Raw genomic sequence first — 21,369 nt, forward strand, 5'->3', positions numbered from 1 at the left:
TGCTCATTAGACACCTCTTCTATGGTGGCGAGTTTACCACCTATGTTGGTGTCCGGTATCATTAGACCACTACATCTGGAGGCAGGAAGTGACGGCACCGAACCAGATTTGGGTGGGAGACATAACATACCTGAAGGTAAACGAAGAATGACGTTACCTGGCGGTGGTGTTGGACTTGTTTAGTAGGAAGATCATCGGCTGGACCTTGGGCAAGAGGAAGTCAGCGAGCTTAACGATGAAGGCCCTCAGAAGAGCAGTGAAGCATCGAGGGCGGCACCCTGGCCTGATTTTCATTCTGACCGAGGCATAGAATACGGGGCATATGAATACCGCGAACTGCTGGATACGTATGGAATACGGCAAAGCATTAATCGTGTGGGTGTTTATCACCAGAGGAATATGAGCGTAGTATTTGAATTAACAATACGGTGTGCGCAAAAGCGGATGAGGTTTCATTTTAAACGTCATTCTTTGAGTAAAATAGTAGGGAGTTTGGTATGCCATGGAAATATGATCAAAGTAGCGGAGAGCTTCGTTACAACGGCGCTTTAATCGGCACGGGTTACGCTGGTAGTGGTGTTGGAAAAAACAACCCAAAAATGGAGCACGTTGCTGATGTTGGGCCAATTCCCAAAGGTGAATATAAAATAGGGCCATCGTATAAAAGTGCGACAGGTTTGGGGCCAATTGTAATGGATCTAGATCCGGTAGGGCACAATGCACTCGGGCGAACCTTGTTCAGAATACACGGCGACAATTCAACTGGAACTGCATCTGAGGGGTGCGTCATAATGCCCCGAACTGTAAGAGAAAAAGTATCTATTAGTCAGGATCGAATTTTAGAGGTGGTGGATTGATGCGTAATATATGTAAATGTATTTTTGTGTCAATCTCATTTGTCTTTTCATTGGTTGCTTGTGCATCGAGTCCACACTGTGACGGCAAAGACAATTGGGCTGCTAGTATGGCGTTTGTTCACCTTAAAAACGCTAACATTCTGAGAAATGAGGATGTCGATTTTTCTAAAACTGAGGTTTTACTCTTAGCATCAGAGTTAAAGGCTGATGGTTTATATCTTCAGCTGCATAAAGTTAATTATTATAAGAGTAACGGTGCTCAAATCACCGTGATCACAGAGAACATGGCATCTGCTTCTGAGTGTTCAGAGAGCCCGGTCAGAGTATATCTAGTAAGTGAAATTTATGGAGCCTAACGCCTGCATGCACAGTAAGCTACGCAATAACTCCAAAGCAGAGAAGAGTATCTGCCCCTACCATATCGAGGTACTCATATGAAGTTCCTTCTATTATCCGGCAGTTTTCGTTCAGACAGTAGGAGTCTCGCGATACTCAATGCGATCCAACGGCGATTCCCAGTTCATGACTTCGTACTTCCCGACCTGACAGTTCTTCCGTTTTATAGTGAGGATTTAGCCTTTCCCAAGCCAACGGCGGTGGAGGGGCTTATTTCCGAGGTCGCTTCGGCGGATGGAATTGTGGTCTGTTCGCCAGAGTACAATCACAGTGTCCCTGCTGTGATCAAAAATGCGATAGATTGGGTCTCCAGACCCGCGTTCGAATCGGTACTCAAAGGAATGCCGGTAACCATTGTAACCCAGGCCAGCAGCCCTGTAGGCGGGGCACGGGCGCAGGCCCATTTCAAGTTGATTTTCGATTCAACGCTCTCGATAATTCACCCTGTACATGAAATGATGATTTCTGATATAGATCGGGTGGTCGGTTTAGATGGTGCAATCATCGATGCTAAGGTTAGCAACCGATTAGACCGGCATATGAACGGTTTTTTTGATTTTGTTGTTCAGATTTCTCGTCAGCGTTAAGGGTAGCGACTGTTTCGGGTTGGTGTATTGAGGCATCCCATCAATTTTTGAGATTTCTACACGCTCGGTGCTTTGTATGGTGTGATGGCCCAGTTATCCAGTATAATTTTTGATTTTCCACTGAGGGTATTTCCCAATAATGCTACGTTCTCCTGCTAGTTTAATCTGTTGCTTTCTGTTCGCCGGTTGTTCTACGTTCAAGCAGAATCATTATACCGATGTGAGTGTACTATGTGAGCCGGATGGAGCGATCGCCAGCGTCAATGATGAGCATAAGCCTTCGCCTGCCACATTCAGCGTAGTGACCAACAAGGATATTGATGTTTCCTGTCAAATGCCAGGCTACATGACGTCAACCAAGAAAGTTCGCACCCATATTACGACGACCGGGGTTTTGGATGCCATCGGAGGATTTCTTTTTCTGGTTCCCGCCATTGGCTTGATTTCCCCGGGGGCGTGGGCATTGAATGAGGAGGAGTTCAAAATGGTTCTGGTGAAAGAGCCTGACTAACGCGCAGATGGATGGTATCCCCCATCGCTCTATTGCACCATGGTTACGTTTCGCGGATGTTCGCGTATGAGAATTGCCTGTGAGGCCCCAATGCGTTTGTTGTTAGTGTTTATCCTGCTTTTGTCGGGTTGTGCTTCGAATCCGCAGCACTATGCTCAACCCATCCACTCTGCAGAAACCGCCAGTTTATCGAATATCTCTACTCGCAATAGTGTTAACGACTGGATCAGATTCCAAGTGACATATATCGATGAGCTGTGGCTTAGTTATCGAAGGCCCTGGTACGATCCTTTTCGAGATATGGATACGATTCTATTGAGCTCCGGCCAGCACCACATAGTAGTGAAGGCGGAGTTTAATCGCAGCAACGTTGATTGTCCTTGTACAGCAATAGGTGATCTCAATTTTCATGCTGAGCCTGGTAAATCATACAAGGTCAATGGCGAGCTTGTGGGCGACGCCGTTCGATTTTGGGTAGAGGAGCTACCTTCTGGACAATTAGCATCTGATGCAGTGGCGTCTCCCTATGTAAAGTTGAAGTACAGCAGCCCCATTATGTTGTTCTACTGACGCTTGCAAATACATCGAACTCATACATTAGATCAGGACTCGGGACGGTAAATGGAATTGCTGGTTCGCGCGCGAGGGAAACTGCTCTTGACTGTAATGGTAGGGATGATTGCCTGCCAAAGCATTGAAGCTAAGACAAAATCAAGTGCAGCGAAGGATTGTGACAAGATAGCTCAGCAGATAGAGACCTACACCAAGTTACGTCGTAACGGTGGCACCGCTAAGCAGATGGACAGTTGGCATCGAAAGCGGAATAAACTGAAACAGCGTTTCAGAGCAGCCGGTTGTACATATTGAATGGTTAGCCGATGTATACATATTTCTGTAGATCGTTTCTGAAAATATATAGTCCCTTTGGTTGATGTGGCCCGGATACACTGTGTTAATATGCTTACTGGTCAATCTGTATAGGGACTTGAGAGGTAATATGTTAATAAAAAACAACAAGATAGCAGGCATACTGGTTTCTTTTTCTTTGTTGGTGGCGGCGCCCCTGTTCGCGGAGACTCCTGAAGAGAAGGGGTACAACATATTCAAGGCGGCAGAGGACCGGGATGAGGGCTACGTTGATAACGAAGCAGACATGCTGATGATCCTGATGAACAAGCAGGAAGCCACCAGCGAGCGCGAGATGTCTGTAAAAGGCCTGGAGGGCAAGGGTGACGAAGGTGATATGTCGCTGATGGTATTTTTGTCCCCCAAAGATCAGAAAGGTACCGCGTTGTTGACCCATCAACATAAAGATCGCGACGACGATCAATGGTTGTATCTGCCGGCGCTCAAGCGGGTTAAGAAAATCGCTTCCAGCAAAAAATCCGGACCGTTCATGGGCAGCGAGTTCTCGTTTGAGGATATCGGTGGACAGTCCATCGAGGACTACACCTATAAATATTTGCGGGATGAAACCTATGAGGGACAGGATTGCTTTGTAGTGGAGAGCTATCCGGTGGATAAGAACTCCGGCTATACGCGTATTGTGACCTGGGTTGATAAAGAGCACTACCGTACCCTGAAAGCCGAGTTTTATGACCGCAAGAAAAGCCACTTGAAAACACTCACCGCCAGTGGATTCAAGCAGTATGAAGGTAAGTTCTGGCGCCCGGGCGAGATGCTGATGGTGAATCATCAGACCGGTCGCAGCACCATTCTGAAGCAGAACAATATAAAATTTAAAACCGGTTTGAGCGAATCAGATTTCAACAAGAACAGTTTGAAGCGCGCTCGTTAACTACAGAAACCGCGCTGGGTTTTAGCCTTGCGCGGTTTTTTTTCGTTTATAGCCTGGTCAATGTTTGATCAGCGGGTTGTTTTGGATGAACGTAATTCGAAGTGTTTTGTGGTGTGCCCTGGTGGGTGCGTGCAGCTCGAATGCCCACGCGGTTTTGGAACCGATTCTGGAGCATGGGGAATGGAGTGCGGAAACCGGTCTGGAGTACCGTTATTTTAAGGATCCGGGCGAGTTTGGCCAGTCCCAGCATGCGGCGGCAGTGCGGCTGAGTGCTGAGTATTTCACCTCCTGGAACGACGACATGGACCTGTTTACTTTCCGGCCGTATTTATTGCTGGATTTCCAAGATTCGGAGCGCACGCATTTCGATATCCGGGAAGCGCTCTGGATTCATGTGGGGGAGGATTGGGAGCTCAGGTCCGGTGTGACCCGTGTATTCTGGGGTAAAACCGAGTTTATCAATCTGGTGGACGTCATTAACCAACAGGACCTGGTGGACGGCGACGATGAGAAACTCGGACAGCCTATGATTAACCTGTCCTTGGTGCACGATTGGGGGCTGTTCGATTTCTACTTGTTGCTGGGTTTCCGAGAGCGCACCTATCCAGGGACTGACGGGCGCCTTCGAACACCGATCCCCGTTGATACCGACAACGCCCAGTATTCCTCCGATACCGGGCCCAACGACATTGATTGGGCGGCCCGTTGGCAACGGCCCCTGAATGACTACGTTGAAATGGGGCTTTCCCTGTTTTCCGGTGTGGATCGTGAGCCCTGGTATTCCTTCAATTTCGATCTGGATAATCCAATGCTGGTGCCCAACTACCATCACAAGGATCAGCTTGGTGTGGAGCTGGAGTTCCTCTATGAAGGTTGGGCGGTCAAATTCGAAGCCGTTGGGGTAAGCAGCGCTCGGGAGGAATATTGGGCTGCGGTCACCGGAATCGAATACAGTTTTTACGGCTTGTTCGGAACAAATATCGACATGACATTGATCACCGAGTTCATGCACGATTCCCGTGAGGACCTCGCGCCCGGCTATCTTGAGCACGACATCGGTATAGGTGGTCGTTTCAGTTTCAATGACGAGTACGATACCAACATGCTGGGTGGTTTCCTATGGGATCCGGACACTGAGGAAAAGGTCATCTCCTTGGAGTTTGAACGGCGCCTTTACTCTGACCTGAAGTTGGAAATACAAGCCGTTTCCGTTCTGGAGCGAGGCACACCGGAAGTCGCAGATACCAACGTAGAGGCAATCGCGGATATCCTGAATTCCCCCTTGTTTGGTGACGACGCGTTCTCTTATAACGAAGTGGTGGAGTTTCTGGCCGGGCTTATCGAGGATGAAGGGCTGCAATTTATCTTCGACCCCAATTTTGGTCTTGACCTGTTGCAACAGGTTCAGAGAATGGCAGATACCAGTCGAAAAATCAGTGTGATCGAAAGCGATGATTACATTCAGCTCAAACTGACCTATTACTATTGAGCTTTTAGGCTACTGCCTTGACTGCACATCAATTCCCGTCGATCCTCATAGCGTTTGGTCACAAAGATTTCAATGGTTTGCTGCGGGTTGTGCCCAATTCTGGCTATACTGAACCTAATCATTGGCTGGAATTGACACCATTTCATGGATCGTGACGATAAGCTCCTAAAGGATCGCAAAATTCTGCGCAGGATTGATCAGAATCTTGCCCATCAAAGTCGGTTTTTCATCGCCGCGAATATTCTGGTATTTCTGTTCGTGGCCTCAGTGGGCGGATACTATGTCCACCACGTCGCCATGACGTCGTTCTGGGGGGCGTTGTTGTTTTGCCTTTCCGCCCCGGTTTTCTATCTGGCGTTGCGTTTTGATCCCACCTACGGTGCTGGCCCCGCCCGTTGGCGGTCGCTGTTCGTCGTGCTGCAAATCGCCAATTCCCTGTGCATGGGCTTGTTTTGCGCGGTGATCATTCTGATCGACAAATTGTCGGTCAATGGCTTTCTGCTTTCGCTGTATATGGTCGGCTACTCTTCCATAAACAATGTGGAGTGGTCTCCTTACAATAACCGTAACGCGGTTCGGCTGTTCTGCAATCTGGCCCCCACCATTGTGGCCTATGCCGTTATCGCGGATATCAATGGCCTCACCATCGCGGTGGGTTTGCTGGTGATTCTGGTGATGTTGCTGCGCCAGTCCAGGCTGCTGTGCAGCCGGCATTGGGATAACGTGAGAGTGCACCATGAGCTTCATACCAAAGCCCGGGATCTGGCCCACGCAGCCAGCGAAGCGAACAGCGCAAGCCAGTTCAAAACGGAGTTCCTGTCCAACATTACCCATGAGATCAGAACACCCATGAACAACGTTCTGGGGATGCTGGCCCTGCTGGACGATACCGAGCTGAGCGCGCAACAGCGGGAACTCCAGAATTTGGCGGTTCAGTCCGGCGAGGGCTTGCTCAGTCTGATTGATGATATTGTGGATTTCTCCCGCATTACCTCCGGTCAGATCCAGCTCAATGAAAGTGTGTTTCACGTCAAGCGCTGCATAGATCAGACCCTGGAATTGCTTGGCCCACGGGCCCATGAAAAAGGCATGGAGCTGAGTTGCACCTTCGCTGAAGATATACCGGTCCGGGTCAGAGGGGACCAGGGCAGGCTGGCCCAGCTGATCAATAACCTGGTATCCAACGCCATCAAGTACAGTGATGGTTCCGACATCGTCGTGCATGTGGATATCAACAAATTGAGTGAAAGCCTGGCGGAGCTGCGAGTAACGGTTAAAGACAACGGCCGTGGTATCGATCCAGACATCCAGGATCATTTGTTTGAAGCGTTTTCCAAGACTCTGACCGCCCGGGAAGTTGCACAGGGTAGCACCGGCCTGGGGCTGGCCATCAGCAAAGGACTGGCAGAATGCATGCAGGGGGATATGGGATTTACCAGTTCGGCTGAGAGCGGCACCGAGTTTTGGTTCACGGTGCAAATGGCGCTTTCCACCCAGCAAGCGCAAAAGCTGGCGCTGAATAAAGAACTCTTGAATAAGAATGTGTTGGTGGTCGGAGCCCAGGGTGGGGTGCTGGACGCATTGCTTTACCAGCTCGCGACCTGGAACATGATGGTGGAGTCCGTTGACTGCAACGATCGTGTTCCCGGCTTGCTGCAGGAGGCAGCTGCCGCCGGGCGCAGCTATGACCTTCTTATCGTCAACATGCCGGTGCTGCAGCCCCTGGATATGGAGTTCATTACCGGTATCCAGCGGTCCGCGCCGTTGGAATCGTTGCCACGAATCATCGTGTTGTCCTCTTTGGCACAGCGCGCCGATGTCATGCGGATGGGACTGGACGATACCCTTGAAGTGGAGTGGTTGAGCAAACCTCTGACGCGGGAGAAAGTGTGCCGTGCGCTCATCCACTGCTTTGAACTGGACCAGCCGGATGAGACCACCGATAAACAGGATTCCAATTCAGGCGAGGTCGTGGGGCGGCGCGTCCTGTTAGTGGAGGATAATGCAGTCAACCAGATGGTTGCAAAAGGAATGCTGAACAAGCTCGGCTATGTGGTGACCTCGGTGGTGAATGGCAAAGAGGCCTTGGGTATGCTGGAGGAGAAGGACTTCGACCTGATTCTCATGGACTGCATGATGCCCATTCTGGATGGTTATGAAACCACCGCCGCCTGGCGTGAGAAGGAAGCGGCAGAAGGCGATCAACGGATTCCTATTATCGCCATGACCGCCAGTGTGGTGGAAGGCGAGCAGCAGAAATGCCTGGCCTGCGGTATGGACGATTACCTGTCCAAGCCTGTTAAACTGGAAGAGCTGGATGCTAAAATGCGGCAATGGCTGGGCAGTAAGGGTGCTGGTTCACCCACCAGTGAAACCTCTCTCCGCTCGGCATAACCCGCTTGCGATTTACCAGTAAACTGGCCAACAGACCCACAGATCAGACAGGCCGATAAGACAAAGGCCTCGCAGTTCAATGGGCATGGAATACCGGAGTACTGGAACACTGCTGAATCACAATACAGGTGAATAGGAACTCAGATGAACGTACTTTTGTTGGGGGCTACCGGGTTAATCGGCCACCATTGCCTGGGCTACTTGCTCGGTAATCAGCAGATTACCGAGGTCATCGCCCCCACCCGTCGCTCGCTGCAGGTGAAGCATCAGAATTTGCATAATATGCTTGTGGATTTTGATCGACTGGATGAATACCCGGAATTGTTTGAAGTGGACGCCATACTCTGTTGCCTGGGCACCACCATCAAACAGGCCGGTAACCGCGAACGCTTCAAGCTGGTGGACTATCAATACTGTATGGATGCCGCAGAGCTCGGCCGCACCCATTCAGCACGATCTTTTTCACTGGTTTCAGCCATTGGTTCATCAGAGCATTCCCTGTTTTTTTATTCGCGGGTCAAGGGGCAGTTGGAAGCACACCTGCGGGAACTGGAATACCCCAAATTATCCATATTCCGGCCCTCTCTGTTACTGGGTGAGCGGCAGGAAAATCGACTGGGAGAGTTGGCGGCGGCCAAGCTTGCCCCCTTATTTAATCCGTTAATGATCGGGGGCTTATCCCACTACAAGGCCATATCTGCGGACACCGTTGCCAGGGCCATGGTAAACGATGTGATCCATGACTGCCGGGTCGCAAATCCTGCCGATGGTAAACCCAAAGTGGAGGTGTATAGCTACGACAAGATTGTTAAACTGGCGGGAAATGAGCCCAAAATAGGGGAAGCAGTATGAAATTGGTAACGCCAGACCTGTGTGACGCATACCCGGATGATGTCCGCATTGTGGAACCCATGTTCACCAACTATGGTGGCCGGGTGGCCTTTGGTGGTGAGATCATTACCATCAAGTGCCATGAGGACAATTCGCTGGTGAAGGAGCATGTTGCCAAGCCGGGCGCCGGTCGGATCATGGTGGTGGATGGTGGTGGTTCCCTGCGCTGCGCGCTGTTAGGGGATATGCTGGCAGAGAAAGCTGCGGAGAATCAGTGGGCAGGACTCATCATTTATGGTTGTATCCGTGATGTGGATGAGATCCGCAAGACGGACCTTGGGGTTCAGGCGCTGCGCACCATCCCCATCAAAAGCAATCGCAAGGGGCGGGGTGATCTGAATATTCCCGTGACCTTTGGAGGCGTGACATTCCACCCCGGCGAATTCGTCTATGCCGACAACAACGGCATCATTGTGTCCTCCCGGGAACTGAGCATGCCGGAGTAGAGGCCACCACAGGTTAGAAAAACAAAAAAACCGGCATCCAGTGCCGGTTTTTTTGTTTCTGACTGGGGCGGAACGTATCAGGGCAGCAGGTGGGCTACTGCGTCTCTCTCTTCGCTCAACTCAGTTTCAGTGGCTTTCATTTTCTCAGAGCTGAAGTCGCTGATTTCCAGACCCTGAACGATTTCCCAGTCGCCGTTTTTGCAGACACAGGGGAAAGAGTAAATCAGGCCTTCGGCGATGCCGTAGCTGCCATCGCTATAAACGCCCATGCTCACCCAATCGTTCTCGGCGGTGCCCAAGGCCCAGTCACGCATGTGGAAAATGGCCGCGTTGGCCGCAGAGGCCGCACTGGAAGCGCCACGGGCCTTGATGATGGCCGCGCCACGCTGTTGTACAACGGGGATGAACTCGTTGCGATACCAGTCCTGGTCCACTTTGGGCTCGGCTGCAGCACCGCTGATCAGCGCTTTGGAGATATCAGGATACTGAGTGGAAGAGTGGTTGCCCCAGATGGTCATCTTGGTGATGTCGTTGATGCTGGTGCCGGTTTTCTGGGCCAGTTGCGTCAGCGCACGATTGTGATCCAGACGGGTCATGGCGGTGAACTGGCGGGGGTTGATGTCCGGCGCATTGCGCTGGGCGATCAGGGCGTTGGTGTTGGCGGGGTTGCCCACGACCAGTACCTTGATGTCACGGCTGGCGTGATCGTTGATCGCTTTACCCTGCACCGAGAAAATGGCGGCGTTGGCTTCCAGCAGATCCTTGCGCTCCATGCCGGGGCCACGGGGACGGGCGCCAACCAGCAGGGCATAGTCTGCATCTTTATAGGCAACGTTGGGATCGTCGGTGATAACCATGTCGTGCAGCAGAGGGAAAGCACAGTCATCCAGTTCCATGGCAACGCCCTTAAGCGCTTCCAGGGCGGGTGTGATTTCAAGCATCTGAAGAATTACGGGCTGGTCCGGACCCAGCATCTCACCGGCAGCGATGCGGAAAAGCAGAGAATAGCTGATTTGGCCGGCGGCACCAGTCACGACCACACGTACAGGTTGTTTCATTGGTTCGATCTCCTGTCATCCTGTTTTTAAGACGCACAATTCTATGCATCTGGACCATTAAATACCAATGATTTGTTTCTATAGGGCTATTCGAGGGCTGCTTGGCAGCTGAATATCCTAAAAATGGCTGAGGTTAAACGTCCTCATCAATATAGACTCCGCCACGCTGGATGGTGGCCGGGTTCTGGTTGCCGGCATTTTCCAACAGTGAGCGGATTTCCGGCCGCAATGCCCGGTGCGCGTTGCGCCGATCCTGACGGCGGCGATCTTCTTTGACCGGCAGGTTCTGCCGGCGCCGCTCCTTCACTGCCCGACGATCCACAAATTGTGGTCGATCCTGGGGCTCAACCGGTTTGCTCCGTTCGCTGGCATACACCTTGATCGAGCGGTTGGATTTCAAGCGCTCGATGGGGCGGCGGTGTATACGTGGCATCAACAACATGAACAGAGGCCTCTTGGTGGGTGCGGATAGATTCCTTGCCTGCTTCCAGATGGTTATCGGCAGCTGGCCGATTTACTTTAGTTATCAATAAGTTGTTCGACCAATCTATGACTTGACCAAAAAACGTGCGTTAGTTCAGAATTATCCGGCAGGACTCGGGTTTTTGATAGACAAATCATTAACCTAAGTCTATTTTGATAACCTATAGACAGTATGCACGCCCTGAACTTGAACAAGTCGTTGTGCATATTAGATGCCAAGGAATCTGGCCAGCGTCAAGACACCCGGGGCCTCTCTGGGTAAAGTGTCACACAAATTGGTCAAGATTCTGTATGAACGGTCTCTGTAAGCCGGCTTTGCTCGTCTCTTTCCGCCATTTTCCCCGGGCGCTCCCGTTGGGCCCTGCTTTCGTTCTATTGTGTCTGTTCCTGCTTCTGACCTGGGCGAATGCGGCCTGGGCCTCAGACCGTTTGGTTGCCACGGAATCCAAGCTCTCGGTGCTGGTGAACAGCGTGGGAGCCAAACAACTGGATGTGTCCACTTACCTGGAGATTACGCCAGATCCCGGTGGAAACATGGGCTTGGATGAGGTGGTGTTGCTGCCGGACATTGCCTTTGAGCCGTTGCAGTCGCGCACCCTGCTCAGCACGATGGAGAGTCGCTTTTTTTGGGTCAGGGCTCGAATACGGGAGAGCTCCCGGGTATTGGGTAGCCATTCGCGCTGGATGTTGGTGCTGGAAAATCCGCTGCTGGAAGGATCTCCCATGTACCTGGCCAAAGCCGGCACACCACGGCTGGAGGATTATACCCAGGTGGCCCCCGTAAAAGGGCGCTATCTGGTGTATCCGATTGAGTTGGTAGCCAATGACACCCATCAATTCTATATCCGATTGGAAGTGCGGGGCGCCACCTCCATTACCGCCAAGATCTGGCAGGAGACAGCCTACCAACTGCACAAACGCAAGACCCTGCCGGGCTGGGGTCTGTTGTTTGGCGGCTTGTCCGCACTGATTCTATACAATCTCTTTGTCATGGTGTCGTTGCGCGAGACCATGTATTTTCACCTGTCGGTGTTCCTGGCCTGCAGCCTGCTGGTGACCGCCCATACCGAAGGCTTCCTGGCGCAATTTGCCGGCGATGTGCGGGCGTTTCGTTGGGTGGGGTTTGGCGCGTTCTTCCAGTGCATTGCTTTGGTGAGTGCCGTCTTGTTTACGCGGGCTTTTCTGCAGACGGCCAATGATCATCCGATGGTGGAACGCTGCCTGAAAATCTCGTTGTTCCTTTCGCTGTTTCTGGGCGGTGTACTGATCCTGGGGTGGCTGCCCATTCCAGTGTTCTTCGCCCTGTTTGCGGTAGCGGGGTTGCTGTTTTTCATACCGTCGGTCATCGTATCCCTCAACGTGTCTGACCGCGGCACCCGTTATTACCTGGCGGGGTGGTCGGTGTTCATCGTGGGCTATGCCATCTACCAGTTCGGTCAGCTGGGGATGATTCCGGTTAATGATGTGACTACTCATATGAAAGAGTTTGCCCTGGGCATTCTGGGGATCACATTGTCGTTGGGGATTGCGTCCCAGATTCAGAAAGAACGCTTCCAGAAAATTCAGGGCCTTAATCAGCAGCAGGAAACCATGCTGGAGCTCAAGTACACGGAAGAGCAGATCCAGAAAAAGGTGCTGCGCGATACCTTGAAGGAGTTTCCCGACGAAGCCACGTTGGAAGGCGTCGCTCGTAAGGTCATCGCCGCAGTGGAGGAAACCGGCGAAGCGGTGACCCTGGTGATGGTGGAGTTGCATCACCTGGCCCTGGTGGAGCACAAACTGGGACATGCGGCGCGTAATGAACTGCTGACCCGGGCCACCAAGCGCCTCAGCATTGTCTTGCGCAGTATTACCGGTGTAGTGCCGCTGCAGGAGTTCCAGGGGCAGTATGTACCGATGGCAGTGCTGGACGCCAACCGCTTCGCTTTCCTGTTGCGCTCCATGGATGATGTGGCGGTGAATTTTGCGGTGGATGAGGTGGAATCCTCCATGCAGCGGCCGTTTTTCTATCAAGGCATGGGGTTGCAGCCGGGTGTGTCATTCGGTGTGGCCAGGCTCAATGAGTCCGATGCCAGTTATGAAAAACTGTATGACCATGCCTTGCGCGCTTTGCAGGCGGATACCGAGAAAAACCTCAAAAAAGGTTACGAGCTGGAGTCGGTGGATCAATACAATCCCCGCAATATCAGCCTGATCAACCAACTGCGCCAGGCCATTCAGGAAGACCAGATCAGCCTGTACTTCCAGCCGGTTTACGATTTGAATACCCGCAAAACCTGCGGTCTGGAAGTGTTGACCCGGTGGGATACCGATGTGGGTGAGAAGATCAGCCCCAGCGAAATATTCTATCTGGCGGAAGTGGGTGGGTTTGTCGCTGAGCTGACTCTGAATGTGGTGGACAAGGCGATTTGTTACTATCTGGCGGCCATCGATCCGGAGGAAAACCCGGTCAAGCTGTCGGTTAACCTGTCACCGAAGTGCTTGCGGGAAGAGCGCTTCCTGGAGGAAGTTGGGGTTTTGCTAAGCCGTTATCACATGCCATCCAAAATGCTGTCCTTCGAAATCAAGGAGGCGGCCATCATCGAGGACCCCAGCATCACCCGGGAATCCCTCAATCGAATTCGTGCCATGGGCATCGGTTTGACTATTGACGAATTTGGTGCGGCCTACAGCAATCCCAGTTACATGAGCAGCCTGCCGGTTACGGAGGTCAAGCTGGATCAACGCATCGTGGCCCGCCTGGAAAACAAGTTCCACTTCGAGTCGGTGTCCGGGGTAATCGGTTTGTGTCGGGAAAGAGACATCACCCTGGTGATACACGGTGTCGAGGATGAGGGCACCTTGGCAAAACTCGAACGCATGGGGTGCACCTTCGCCCAGGGGCACTTTTTTGCCGCGCCGGTGAAAGCCAGTGAATACAAGCTTAACAAAGGACCATTGCGCCGATCCCGCTACCAACGGGCTTGACGCCTCGGGTATAATAACCCTTCAAACCGAAGGGGAGTCGCATCATGTCACAGGCAAATCCTGTTCAGCAGGCCATCGAAACCAAGCTGCATGCTGAACTGCAGCCGTCATTGCTGGAAGTGGTGAACGAAAGTCATATGCACAGCGTGCCACCCAACTCTGAAACGCATTTCAAAGTGGTGGTGGTGTCTGATCTGTTTTCCGGGAAACGTTCCGTGGCCCGTCACCAAATGATTTATAAAACATTGTCAGAGGAAGTGGCCGGCCCGGTGCACGCCCTGGCGATTCACACCTATACCAGCGAGGAATGGCAGCAGAGCGGTGCCGCCAGCCCGGCGTCACCCAAGTGCCTGGGTGGCAGCAAAGCCGATCAACATTGATTGTCCAGTGTGCCTGTCTTGGGTTGCACTTCCAGGGTGGGCATACGCAGGATGTAGACGGTAACCCCCGCAGCAATGCCGAACATCATCAGTTTCAGGGCCACAGGGTCCACGAAGAAGAGGGCGGAAGTGCTGATGGTAAACCACATCAGGATCAGGATGTAGGCTTTTGCCTTCATCGGGATGCCTTTCCCATCCAGATACAGGTGAATGTACGGTCCCAGCTGAGGCTGATTCAATAACCAGGAGTGGAAGCGTTGGGAGCTTTTGGCAAAGCAGCTTGCCGCCAGCAATAAAAACGGCGTGGTGGGCAGCAGTGGCAGGAAAATTCCGATCACACCAAGCACAACAGACACCCAGCCAATCACAATCAGGCAGTAACGAGCGACAATATTGGGTTGAATGTTGTTTTCCATCACGTCAGAAGCGCAGGATCATGCCTGTAGATATACCGGATTCTTGCCAGCTTACCTCATTCAGTTGCGTTGATCCACGGGAGCCATCGGCAAAGTATACGGTGTCTTGACCTGGATCGGTTTTCCAGTCTTTCTGTTGCCAGCTCAACCACATGGATATGGTCTGATTGAAGTGATAGGAGTAATCCAGCGACACCGAGTAGCCATTTCCTGTGGCCCGTTGGGAGAAGCTCTTGGGGTGGGCAAAATCGGAGCGCAGGTTCCAGTCGGCCACGGCGCTGTAATCCAGCCATTCGAAGCGCGCAGCCAGGCCAAGCTGGTGATGCCGGGTTTCCAGGCTCCAGCCCAAGCCCAGCCAGAGGGAATCCCAGGTGGTGTCGTAGGAGCTGTTCAGGGTGCCTCGGAAGGGGCCAATGGCAGCAGGGTCGTCCGTATTGATGGTCTGGACGCCTTCTGTCATCAGCATGTTCTGGGTTTTACGGCTGAAGCCCACCATGGGTTTGATCACTTGGAAGGCGTCCAGCTGAACGCGTCGGGCCAGTCCCAGGCTGAAGTCTGTCATTTTTGAGTCCACCGCCGAGGAATAGCTGCGGCTGTACTCTCCGCTGCGATTGTCACCGTCGTAGTCCGAATCCTGCACAGTACCCTGGTTCGCGGCGCCATGGCTGAAGCTGGCAAAGACCTCGTGCTGAGCCAGCCAACCGCGATGCAGTCGCAAGGTGGATGCCATGGTAAACTGGCGGAAGTTGACGTCTTTATAGGTCAATTCCGAGAGGATGTTGGGCCCGTCATTGCCGCCGGCGATGTTCCATTGCAGGGTGCCCTGGCTGTTTCCCATTCCGGTGTTCAATTCCAGGTCATAGGCGGAGGCGGTGGGCAGCTCATAGGCGTAGTAGGCGGAGACCGGGCCACAGAGCAACCACCCGCTGCAAATGCCCATGGTTTTCAATACATTGTGAATTCGCATCGATCCGTGTCCTGATAAGTATCGAACTCCTTACTTACAGGGTAGATCAGATCCGTTGAGTGAAAGACAGGTAACTGGTTGAAATCAAATAAGATAATTAGTATTCAAGGAGTTAGCTTGGAAATTAATTTCCGCGATGGAAGCGACGGGTTTTTGGCATCAGGAACCCACTTAGGTTGTTATTTGTTCGATGGAGGCCGCCGGTGAATGATGTCCGCGCATGGCAATACAGCGTGAAGTACTCACGCCGTAAAACCATAGGGATCTACGTAAGCGCCGAGAGTGGGGTAGAAGTGCGGGTGCCCCATTTCGTCTCCCGGCGCGAAGCGGATGATTTTGTCGCCTCCAAACAGGAGTGGATCGAGAAGCAGCTGGCCAATTTCGCCAGTCGACCGGCACGTTTCGAACCCTGCTTCCAATGGGGTGAAGCGTTCTACTTTCTTGGTGAAAAGCAGGTTTTCCACTGGCAGGACGTAGCGGGCGTGGACCTGGTGTTGAGTGGGAAGGCGGACGACCCGACGGATAAAATCGAAGCCATGGTGCAACGCTGGTTCCGCCAGCAGGCTTTGACGTTGTTTACTGAGCGTCATGACTGGTGGCGCTCACAGATGGGCTCGCTGCTGGATTTACCGCAGTCCACTCTGCAGCAACGTAGCATGAAGCGGCGCTGGGGTACGTGCCGCCGGAACGGCAAAATCATCCTCAATAGCAATCTGGCCCGTTACCCTCTGAATTGTGTGGACGTGGTGATCGTCCATGAGCTCTGCCACCTGCTGGAATTCAACCACAGTCGCCGCTTTTATCATTTGATGGATCAGGTGATGCCGGATTGGAAACAGCATGATGAAATGCTGAACCGGCTCAGTCTTTTGTATTGATACTGCGGTATTGATTATTCCAACCCCCATGGGACCGGCGTTCTGACCCGGTTGACCTGGATTTGTCACTTTTGATCATTGTTGGATCAATTGCCTCTGCCCTAGCATTTAAACAAGCGTTTAATCCCAATGACTACCCAATAACGCCTGCCAGACCGTTTTGCACGGACCACTATATTTGACCGATACCTAGATACCCAGAGGGAGCCAAGATGTCCGATCAATCCGCTGCCAGTTTCGACCTGACGTTAACAGAAGAGCAGCGCATTACCCGCGAATCCATCCGTCGTTTTGTTGAATCCCATATCAAACCCAATGCCCGCGCTGCCGATGAAGCCGCCGCGGCACCGGCGGATTTTTATCGCCAGGCAAGTGAGCTCGGTTTGGGCCTGATGCCCATTCCCGAGGCTTTGGGAGGGGCAGGGATGGCACGCGCGCCCATTTCCAATGTATTGAATGCCGAGGATCTGGGGCAGGGCGATATGGCACTGGCCATTGGTGCGCTGACGCCACTCAGCTTCATCAATGCCGTACTGGATTTCGCATCACCGGTGCAACAGGAGACCTATCTTACGCCGCTGGCCATGGAGTCCCTGGTGGCCACCATCGCGTTGATGGAACCCAAAGCCACGTTCGAGCCTACTGCATTGCAAACCTCTGCGGTGAAGGTGGATGGCGGCTATCAACTGAATGGTGTGAAAACTCTGGTACCACTGGCAACGCAGTCCCGTTTTATTCTGGTGTTGGCCGCATTGGATGGTGAGGCAGCGAGTGCCGGTTTTGTGGTGGAGTCCGCTGCAGAGGGTATGACCATCCAGGAAGAATCCTGTATGGGGTTGCGACCGCTGGAATTGTGTCGCGTGGAATTGCATGACGTAGTGGTGCCGGAATCTGCGCGCATCAACCTGGACATGGGGCGATTGCTGGATCTGTCCAGCATTGGTTTGGCGGCCGTGGCGGTGGGTTGTTGCCAGGCGGTGCTGGATTATGTGGTGCCCTATGTGAATGATCGTACGGCCTTTGGTGAGCCGATTTCGCACCGGCAATCCGTGGCGTTTATGGTGGCAGACATGGCCACCGAGCTGGAGGCCATGCGCCTGCTGGTGTACCGGGCGGCTTCCCGTGCTGAGCAGGGCTTGGCTTTTCACGAGAACGCTTATTGGTGCCGTACATTCTGCTCCGAAAAAGCCATGGAGATCGGCACCAATGGCATTCAGTTGCTGGGTGGGCACGGTTTTATCCGGGAGCATCCGGTGGAAATGTGGTATCGCAACCTGCGGGCTGCGGCTCTGTTACAAGGTGCGGTTGTCATTTAAAGATCGGCATCTGATCAGCCTGTACCATTGGAATTCACATAGCGAGAATCAACATGATCAATCTTGAGTTACCCAAGAAACTGCAGATGGCACAGCAGATGAGCCATCAGGTGGCCGCCACCGTATTCCGGCCCATTGCCCGTAAATACGACAAAATTGAACACTGTGACACTCCGGAGGAATTGATTCCCCTGGGGCAGATGATCAAGGGCATGGGCGGCGACGGCAAAAAGCCCGAAAGCCAATCCGGGGGCCGTGCCAGTGACGCGGTTAACAACGGCGCCAACATGATGCAGGTGTTGACCACCGCGGAGATGAGCTGGGGCTGCATCGGTCTGATGCTGTCGATCCCGGGGTTGGGGCTGGGCAACGCGGCCATCCAGGCCGTGGGCACTCCGCAACAGAAAGAACGGTTTGGTGGTTTGCATTGTGCCATGGCCATCACCGAACCCGGCTGTGGCTCGGATTCTGCGGCGGTGAAGACCTCGGCGGTGCTGGATGGGGATGAGTGGGTCCTGAACGGCGAGAAGATTTTTGCCACTTCTGCCAGTCGCGGTGATGCCGTCGTGGTGTGGGCCACCCTGGATAAATCGAAGGGCAAGGCGGCCATCAAATCCTTTGTGGTGGAACGGGGCACGCCGGGCATGGAGATCGTGCGCTGTGAAGACAAAATGGGGCTGCGGGTGTCGGATACGGCGGCCATTGTGTTTACCGATTGCCGCATTCCAAAGGACAATATCCTGGGGTCCGCGGAAATCGCAGATACCGCTGAAGCGCGCAAAAAGGCCTTTGGTGGTGTAATGCAGACCTTTGATAACACCCGTCCGCCGGTTGCGGCCATGGCCTATGGGGTGGCGAGGGCCGCCCTGGAAATCACCAAAGAGTTGTTGCAGAAGGAAGGGATTGAATTTCGCTATGAAAAGTCCATCTATAACAGTACCGCGATTCAGGCGGAAGTCTATCGGATGGAGGCGGAGCTGGAAGCCGCGCGCCTGTTGATACTGAAAGCCGCCTGGATGGCCGATAACAAGCAGCCCAATTCCAAGCAGGCGTCCATGTGCAAAGCGAAAGCCGGACGGGTGGGGAACCAGATCACCTTGAAGTGTGTTGAATTGTGCGGATCACTGGGTTATGGCGAAGAGCTGTTGTTGGAGAAGTTTGCCCGGGATTCCAAGATTCTGGACATTTTTGAAGGCACCCAACAAATTCAGCAACTGATCATTGCCCGCAATGTGTTGGGTAAATCGTCCAGTGAGTTGAAGTGACGGGTGTCGCGGGGGAGACGGTCAAGGTAGAGCGCGGACATGGAGCCTTTCGGTAGCATGACGCTTGGCCTGCGGCTTCCCTGTGCTTCTCAATTTAACCGGAAGCGTCAGAACTCGCGCGTTGCGCTCAGACAGCTGACGCTTTTTTCCGGTGAAATCTGCGATGCTCGGCGGCGCGAGAATGCTACCGAAAGGCTCCATGCCCGCGCTCAGTAGCTGGCTGCTTTCCCGCTCGGCGTTCCCTGTGAACAGCTACTTCGCAATCAACCTCCCTAGTAAATCAAAGCCGCCTGCGTCACCAACCAGGGGAAGGTGGTGTACTTGCGGTAATGGCGGATCAGTTTCACCGCCTGCTCCCCGTCATTCACATTCTTGTCCACAATATAGGCTTTCCAGTCGCACTGCTTGTTGGAAAACTCAATGGTGGAATAGCCGTTCTGGGTGGTGTTGAAATAGCGGATATGGGGATTGGTCAGGCGCACGGCCGTGTTGGTGACCGCTTGTGCCAGTAGCTGTTGTTCCCCCTGGGGAGTGCTGGCGCCGATCATATCGAACAGGCCGGCGGAGGTGACCGACGGGGTCATAAATTCCACGCCGATGAAATTGTTGAAGTTGAAGATGGAGCGGTTGTCGTAATCCTGCTTGATGTGGGATGCCATGTAGGTGTGTAAATCCCCGGTGACCACCACAAAATTCTCCACCTGGTTGGCGGCAATCTCGTTGTTAATCAGGTTACGTTCGTAGTCGAAACCGTCCCACGCATCCACATTGATGGGCATCTTGCCGTTGGACAGTTGAATGCCCAGTGAGCCCATGTAGGTCTGGTTGCCCAGCAGTTTCCACCGGGCTGTGGAGCCGATGACGCCATTCAACAGCCAGTCACGCTGATCTGCCCCCAGCAGGCTCTGCTGGTCACTTTGCCAATTGGAGCAACCATAGGGAACATAGCGTTCAAAGAAATCGCCCTCGCCACAGGGGTGTGCTGTGCGGTAACTGCGGCCGTCCAGCATAAACAGATCCACCAGATTGCCCAGTTGCACCCGACGGTAATATTTCAGGAAACGATGGGGATCCGAGGAACTCCAGTCCACTTCCACCCGCGCCGGAACGTACTCCAGCCAGGCCTGCTGGGAATCCAGCATCAACTGGTTAAGGCGGGCGGGATCGTTGCCGTAGGCCGCATCCAGGGTGAAAGGGTGGTCCGGTGCACCCAGGGTGTCACGTTCGTAGTCCCAGTAGGCGTCATTCGCGGTTTCGTGGTCGTCACGGGTGATGATGAAGGTGTGTTGTTCCATGGCCTGCTGCAGGAACGGATCGGAACGATAGGTCTTGTACAGGTGGCGGTAATCGTCCAGATCCAGGGCCACCAGGCCGTCGCTGGGCAACACAATCAGGCGGTCCTCAAAAGGCAGGCTCTGGAAGCGCGGGTCACCGGCGGTTTCATAAATGAAGTCCCCCAGGTGCAGCACAAAGTCGATGCTGTCGTCCTGGGCGATCTGCGCCAGGGCACCGTAGTAGCCGTTGGTGTAATCCTGGCAGGTGAGCAGGGCCAGCTTGAGATGATCCAGCTCCGCCCCAAAGGGTGGCGCCGTACGGCAGCGGCCGGTGCGACTGACGGTGTTGTCGTAGACAAAGCGATAGTAGTAGCGCAGATTGGGCTGCAGGTAGCCGTCCACGTCAATGGAAACGCAGTAATCCCGCTCCGGGCGGATGTTCTGGGATTCCACGATGCTTTCGAATTCCAGCTGGATGAATTCCGGATCGCGGGCGACCTGAACGATAAGGGCCTGACCGGCCCGCCAGGCGGAAGGGTCCACCCGGGTCCACAGCACCACACCGGTGGGCGTGGGGTCGCCGGACGACACCGACAAACTGAATACCCGGTGTGAATCCTGGTTGAGGGGGGCATCCGCGGATACCAGCCCGGCCTGGGCATCGCCACTGGTGAAAGTGACCACATAGGGTGTGGCTACGCCGGCGGCGAGAAAGGAGAGAAACGTGCGTCGATCAATACTCATGGGAATCCCCGGACATCCTTGCTGTTGTTATGGCTACCTGACGGTGGGGTATCGGTGAGCTTGCCTCATGTCGGTTCCCCAGGGTAGTGCGTTTTTTATCTTTTTATTGTGTAATTCTTATTTCAGTTGCGAAAATAATGAACGTTTTCGAACCTGATTGGGCCGAATAATAGTCAAATTGGCACATTAGTACAACTAAGTGGATTAACCTATCAGCGCGGCTTCTGGTTCGGCGATTAGCGCGGATGTGGC

At 53.3% G+C, this 21,369-nt stretch carries 21 protein-coding genes; 16 read left to right on the top strand and 5 right to left on the bottom strand.

The window, feature by feature from the left end; genetic code table 11:
• Positions 1–166 precede the first annotated feature (166 nt).
• From D9N14_RS22705 to rraA, 11 genes are all read left to right on the top strand, one after another.
• Entirely contained in the window at positions 167–310 is a 144-nt protein-coding gene (locus tag D9N14_RS22705; RefSeq protein WP_411267932.1) for a hypothetical protein, read from the top strand.
• Between the two features lie 187 nt (positions 311–497).
• Positions 498–857, top strand: a complete 360-nt coding sequence (locus D9N14_RS11105) for a tlde1 domain-containing protein (RefSeq protein WP_290579580.1) — start codon at positions 498–500, stop codon at positions 855–857.
• A gap of 434 nt (positions 858–1,291) precedes the next feature.
• The gene (locus D9N14_RS11110; protein ID WP_290579582.1) at positions 1,292–1,840 is read left to right on the top strand and encodes an NADPH-dependent FMN reductase; all 549 of its coding nucleotides are present in this window, start codon (positions 1,292–1,294) and stop codon (positions 1,838–1,840) included.
• A 139-nt stretch (positions 1,841–1,979) separates the two neighbouring features.
• Positions 1,980–2,351: a hypothetical protein gene (locus tag D9N14_RS11115; RefSeq protein ID WP_290579584.1), complete on the top strand. Its 372-nt coding sequence runs from the start codon at positions 1,980–1,982 to the stop codon at positions 2,349–2,351.
• Between the two features lie 90 nt (positions 2,352–2,441).
• Complete coding sequence (locus D9N14_RS11120; RefSeq protein ID WP_290579586.1) at positions 2,442–2,921, top strand: hypothetical protein; 480 nt, start codon at positions 2,442–2,444, stop codon at positions 2,919–2,921.
• A gap of 51 nt (positions 2,922–2,972) precedes the next feature.
• The gene (locus D9N14_RS11125) at positions 2,973–3,218 is read left to right on the top strand and encodes a hypothetical protein (RefSeq protein ID WP_290579588.1); all 246 of its coding nucleotides are present in this window, start codon (positions 2,973–2,975) and stop codon (positions 3,216–3,218) included.
• A 130-nt stretch (positions 3,219–3,348) separates the two neighbouring features.
• Positions 3,349–4,149 carry an outer membrane lipoprotein-sorting protein gene (locus D9N14_RS11130; protein WP_290579590.1) on the top strand — a complete coding sequence of 267 codons (801 nt, stop codon included), beginning with the start codon at positions 3,349–3,351 and terminating at the stop codon, positions 4,147–4,149.
• Positions 4,150–4,234: 85 nt separating this feature from the next.
• Positions 4,235–5,638: a hypothetical protein gene (locus D9N14_RS11135; RefSeq protein ID WP_290579592.1), complete on the top strand. Its 1,404-nt coding sequence runs from the start codon at positions 4,235–4,237 to the stop codon at positions 5,636–5,638.
• Between the two features lie 144 nt (positions 5,639–5,782).
• Positions 5,783–8,032 (top strand): response regulator, encoded by a 2,250-nt coding sequence (locus tag D9N14_RS11140; RefSeq protein ID WP_290579594.1) that lies wholly within the window; start codon positions 5,783–5,785, stop codon positions 8,030–8,032.
• Between the two features lie 144 nt (positions 8,033–8,176).
• On the top strand, positions 8,177–8,884 hold the full coding sequence (locus D9N14_RS11145; protein WP_290579596.1) for an NAD-dependent epimerase/dehydratase family protein: 708 nt from the start codon (positions 8,177–8,179) through the stop codon (positions 8,882–8,884).
• Positions 8,881–9,369 (top strand): ribonuclease E activity regulator RraA, encoded by a 489-nt coding sequence (rraA, locus tag D9N14_RS11150; protein WP_290579598.1) that lies wholly within the window; start codon positions 8,881–8,883, stop codon positions 9,367–9,369. The genes D9N14_RS11145 and rraA overlap by 4 nt, the downstream gene beginning before the upstream one ends.
• 77 nt (positions 9,370–9,446) lie before the next feature.
• Here the strand turns inward: rraA and D9N14_RS11155 are convergent, their stop codons facing one another.
• Both D9N14_RS11155 and D9N14_RS11160 read right to left on the bottom strand, forming a co-directional pair.
• The gene (locus D9N14_RS11155; protein WP_290579600.1) at positions 9,447–10,427 is read right to left on the bottom strand and encodes a malate dehydrogenase; all 981 of its coding nucleotides are present in this window, start codon (positions 10,425–10,427) and stop codon (positions 9,447–9,449) included.
• A 133-nt stretch (positions 10,428–10,560) separates the two neighbouring features.
• Positions 10,561–10,869 carry a hypothetical protein gene (locus tag D9N14_RS11160; RefSeq protein WP_290579602.1) on the bottom strand — a complete coding sequence of 103 codons (309 nt, stop codon included), beginning with the start codon at positions 10,867–10,869 and terminating at the stop codon, positions 10,561–10,563.
• Between the two features lie 332 nt (positions 10,870–11,201).
• Between D9N14_RS11160 and D9N14_RS11165 the strand changes: the two genes are divergently transcribed.
• Positions 11,202–13,877, top strand: a complete 2,676-nt coding sequence (locus D9N14_RS11165; RefSeq protein ID WP_290579604.1) for an EAL domain-containing protein — start codon at positions 11,202–11,204, stop codon at positions 13,875–13,877.
• A gap of 44 nt (positions 13,878–13,921) precedes the next feature.
• Positions 13,922–14,257, top strand: a complete 336-nt coding sequence (locus D9N14_RS11170; RefSeq protein ID WP_290579606.1) for a BolA family protein — start codon at positions 13,922–13,924, stop codon at positions 14,255–14,257.
• Here the strand turns inward: D9N14_RS11170 and D9N14_RS11175 are convergent.
• Together D9N14_RS11175 and D9N14_RS11180 are read right to left on the bottom strand one after the other, a co-directional pair.
• Positions 14,248–14,673 carry a YbaN family protein gene (locus D9N14_RS11175; protein WP_290579608.1) on the bottom strand — a complete coding sequence of 142 codons (426 nt, stop codon included), beginning with the start codon at positions 14,671–14,673 and terminating at the stop codon, positions 14,248–14,250. The two genes, D9N14_RS11170 and D9N14_RS11175, sit on opposite strands and share 10 nt — an antisense overlap.
• A gap of 4 nt (positions 14,674–14,677) precedes the next feature.
• Entirely contained in the window at positions 14,678–15,640 is a 963-nt protein-coding gene (locus tag D9N14_RS11180; protein ID WP_290579610.1) for a hypothetical protein, read from the bottom strand.
• A 203-nt stretch (positions 15,641–15,843) separates the two neighbouring features.
• Here D9N14_RS11180 and D9N14_RS11185 point away from each other — a divergent pair, with 203 nt between their 5' ends.
• The 3 genes from D9N14_RS11185 to D9N14_RS11195 all read left to right on the top strand — a co-directional run bounded on the left by D9N14_RS11185 (position 15,844) and on the right by D9N14_RS11195 (position 19,099).
• On the top strand, positions 15,844–16,518 hold the full coding sequence (locus D9N14_RS11185; RefSeq protein ID WP_290579612.1) for a M48 family metallopeptidase: 675 nt from the start codon (positions 15,844–15,846) through the stop codon (positions 16,516–16,518).
• 212 nt (positions 16,519–16,730) lie between these two features.
• Positions 16,731–17,834 carry an acyl-CoA dehydrogenase family protein gene (locus D9N14_RS11190; protein WP_290579614.1) on the top strand — a complete coding sequence of 368 codons (1,104 nt, stop codon included), beginning with the start codon at positions 16,731–16,733 and terminating at the stop codon, positions 17,832–17,834.
• Between the two features lie 56 nt (positions 17,835–17,890).
• Positions 17,891–19,099 (top strand): acyl-CoA dehydrogenase family protein, encoded by a 1,209-nt coding sequence (locus tag D9N14_RS11195; protein ID WP_411267934.1) that lies wholly within the window; start codon positions 17,891–17,893, stop codon positions 19,097–19,099.
• A gap of 272 nt (positions 19,100–19,371) precedes the next feature.
• Here the strand turns inward: D9N14_RS11195 and D9N14_RS11200 are convergent, their stop codons facing one another.
• Entirely contained in the window at positions 19,372–21,117 is a 1,746-nt protein-coding gene (locus D9N14_RS11200; RefSeq protein ID WP_290579618.1) for an alkaline phosphatase D family protein, read from the bottom strand.
• Between the last annotated feature and the right edge of the window lie 252 nt (positions 21,118–21,369).

It is taken from the genome of Ketobacter sp. (assembly GCF_003671495.1).
GTDB lineage: Bacteria > Pseudomonadota > Gammaproteobacteria > Pseudomonadales > Ketobacteraceae > Ketobacter.

Bases quoted from the DNA above. Each gene is read 5' to 3' on its own strand.
- D9N14_RS11105 (WP_290579580.1), top strand. From the start codon at position 498: ATGCCATGGAAATATGATCAAAGTAGCGGAGAGCTTCGTTACAACGGC.
- D9N14_RS11110 (WP_290579582.1), top strand. From the start codon at position 1,292: ATGAAGTTCCTTCTATTATCCGGCAGTTTTCGTTCAGACAGTAGGAGT.
- D9N14_RS11115 (WP_290579584.1), top strand. From the start codon at position 1,980: ATGCTACGTTCTCCTGCTAGTTTAATCTGTTGCTTTCTGTTCGCCGGT.
- D9N14_RS11120 (WP_290579586.1), top strand. From the start codon at position 2,442: ATGCGTTTGTTGTTAGTGTTTATCCTGCTTTTGTCGGGTTGTGCTTCG.
- D9N14_RS11125 (WP_290579588.1), top strand. From the start codon at position 2,973: ATGGAATTGCTGGTTCGCGCGCGAGGGAAACTGCTCTTGACTGTAATG.
- D9N14_RS11130 (WP_290579590.1), top strand. From the start codon at position 3,349: ATGTTAATAAAAAACAACAAGATAGCAGGCATACTGGTTTCTTTTTCT.
- D9N14_RS11135 (WP_290579592.1), top strand. From the start codon at position 4,235: ATGAACGTAATTCGAAGTGTTTTGTGGTGTGCCCTGGTGGGTGCGTGC.
- D9N14_RS11140 (WP_290579594.1), top strand. From the start codon at position 5,783: ATGGATCGTGACGATAAGCTCCTAAAGGATCGCAAAATTCTGCGCAGG.
- D9N14_RS11145 (WP_290579596.1), top strand. From the start codon at position 8,177: ATGAACGTACTTTTGTTGGGGGCTACCGGGTTAATCGGCCACCATTGC.
- rraA (WP_290579598.1), top strand. From the start codon at position 8,881: ATGAAATTGGTAACGCCAGACCTGTGTGACGCATACCCGGATGATGTC.
- D9N14_RS11155 (WP_290579600.1), bottom strand. From the start codon at position 10,427: ATGAAACAACCTGTACGTGTGGTCGTGACTGGTGCCGCCGGCCAAATC.
- D9N14_RS11160 (WP_290579602.1), bottom strand. From the start codon at position 10,869: ATGTTGTTGATGCCACGTATACACCGCCGCCCCATCGAGCGCTTGAAA.
- D9N14_RS11165 (WP_290579604.1), top strand. From the start codon at position 11,202: ATGAACGGTCTCTGTAAGCCGGCTTTGCTCGTCTCTTTCCGCCATTTT.
- D9N14_RS11170 (WP_290579606.1), top strand. From the start codon at position 13,922: ATGTCACAGGCAAATCCTGTTCAGCAGGCCATCGAAACCAAGCTGCAT.
- D9N14_RS11175 (WP_290579608.1), bottom strand. From the start codon at position 14,673: ATGGAAAACAACATTCAACCCAATATTGTCGCTCGTTACTGCCTGATT.
- D9N14_RS11180 (WP_290579610.1), bottom strand. From the start codon at position 15,640: ATGCGAATTCACAATGTATTGAAAACCATGGGCATTTGCAGCGGGTGG.
- D9N14_RS11190 (WP_290579614.1), top strand. From the start codon at position 16,731: ATGTCCGATCAATCCGCTGCCAGTTTCGACCTGACGTTAACAGAAGAG.
- D9N14_RS11200 (WP_290579618.1), bottom strand. From the start codon at position 21,117: ATGAGTATTGATCGACGCACGTTTCTCTCCTTTCTCGCCGCCGGCGTA.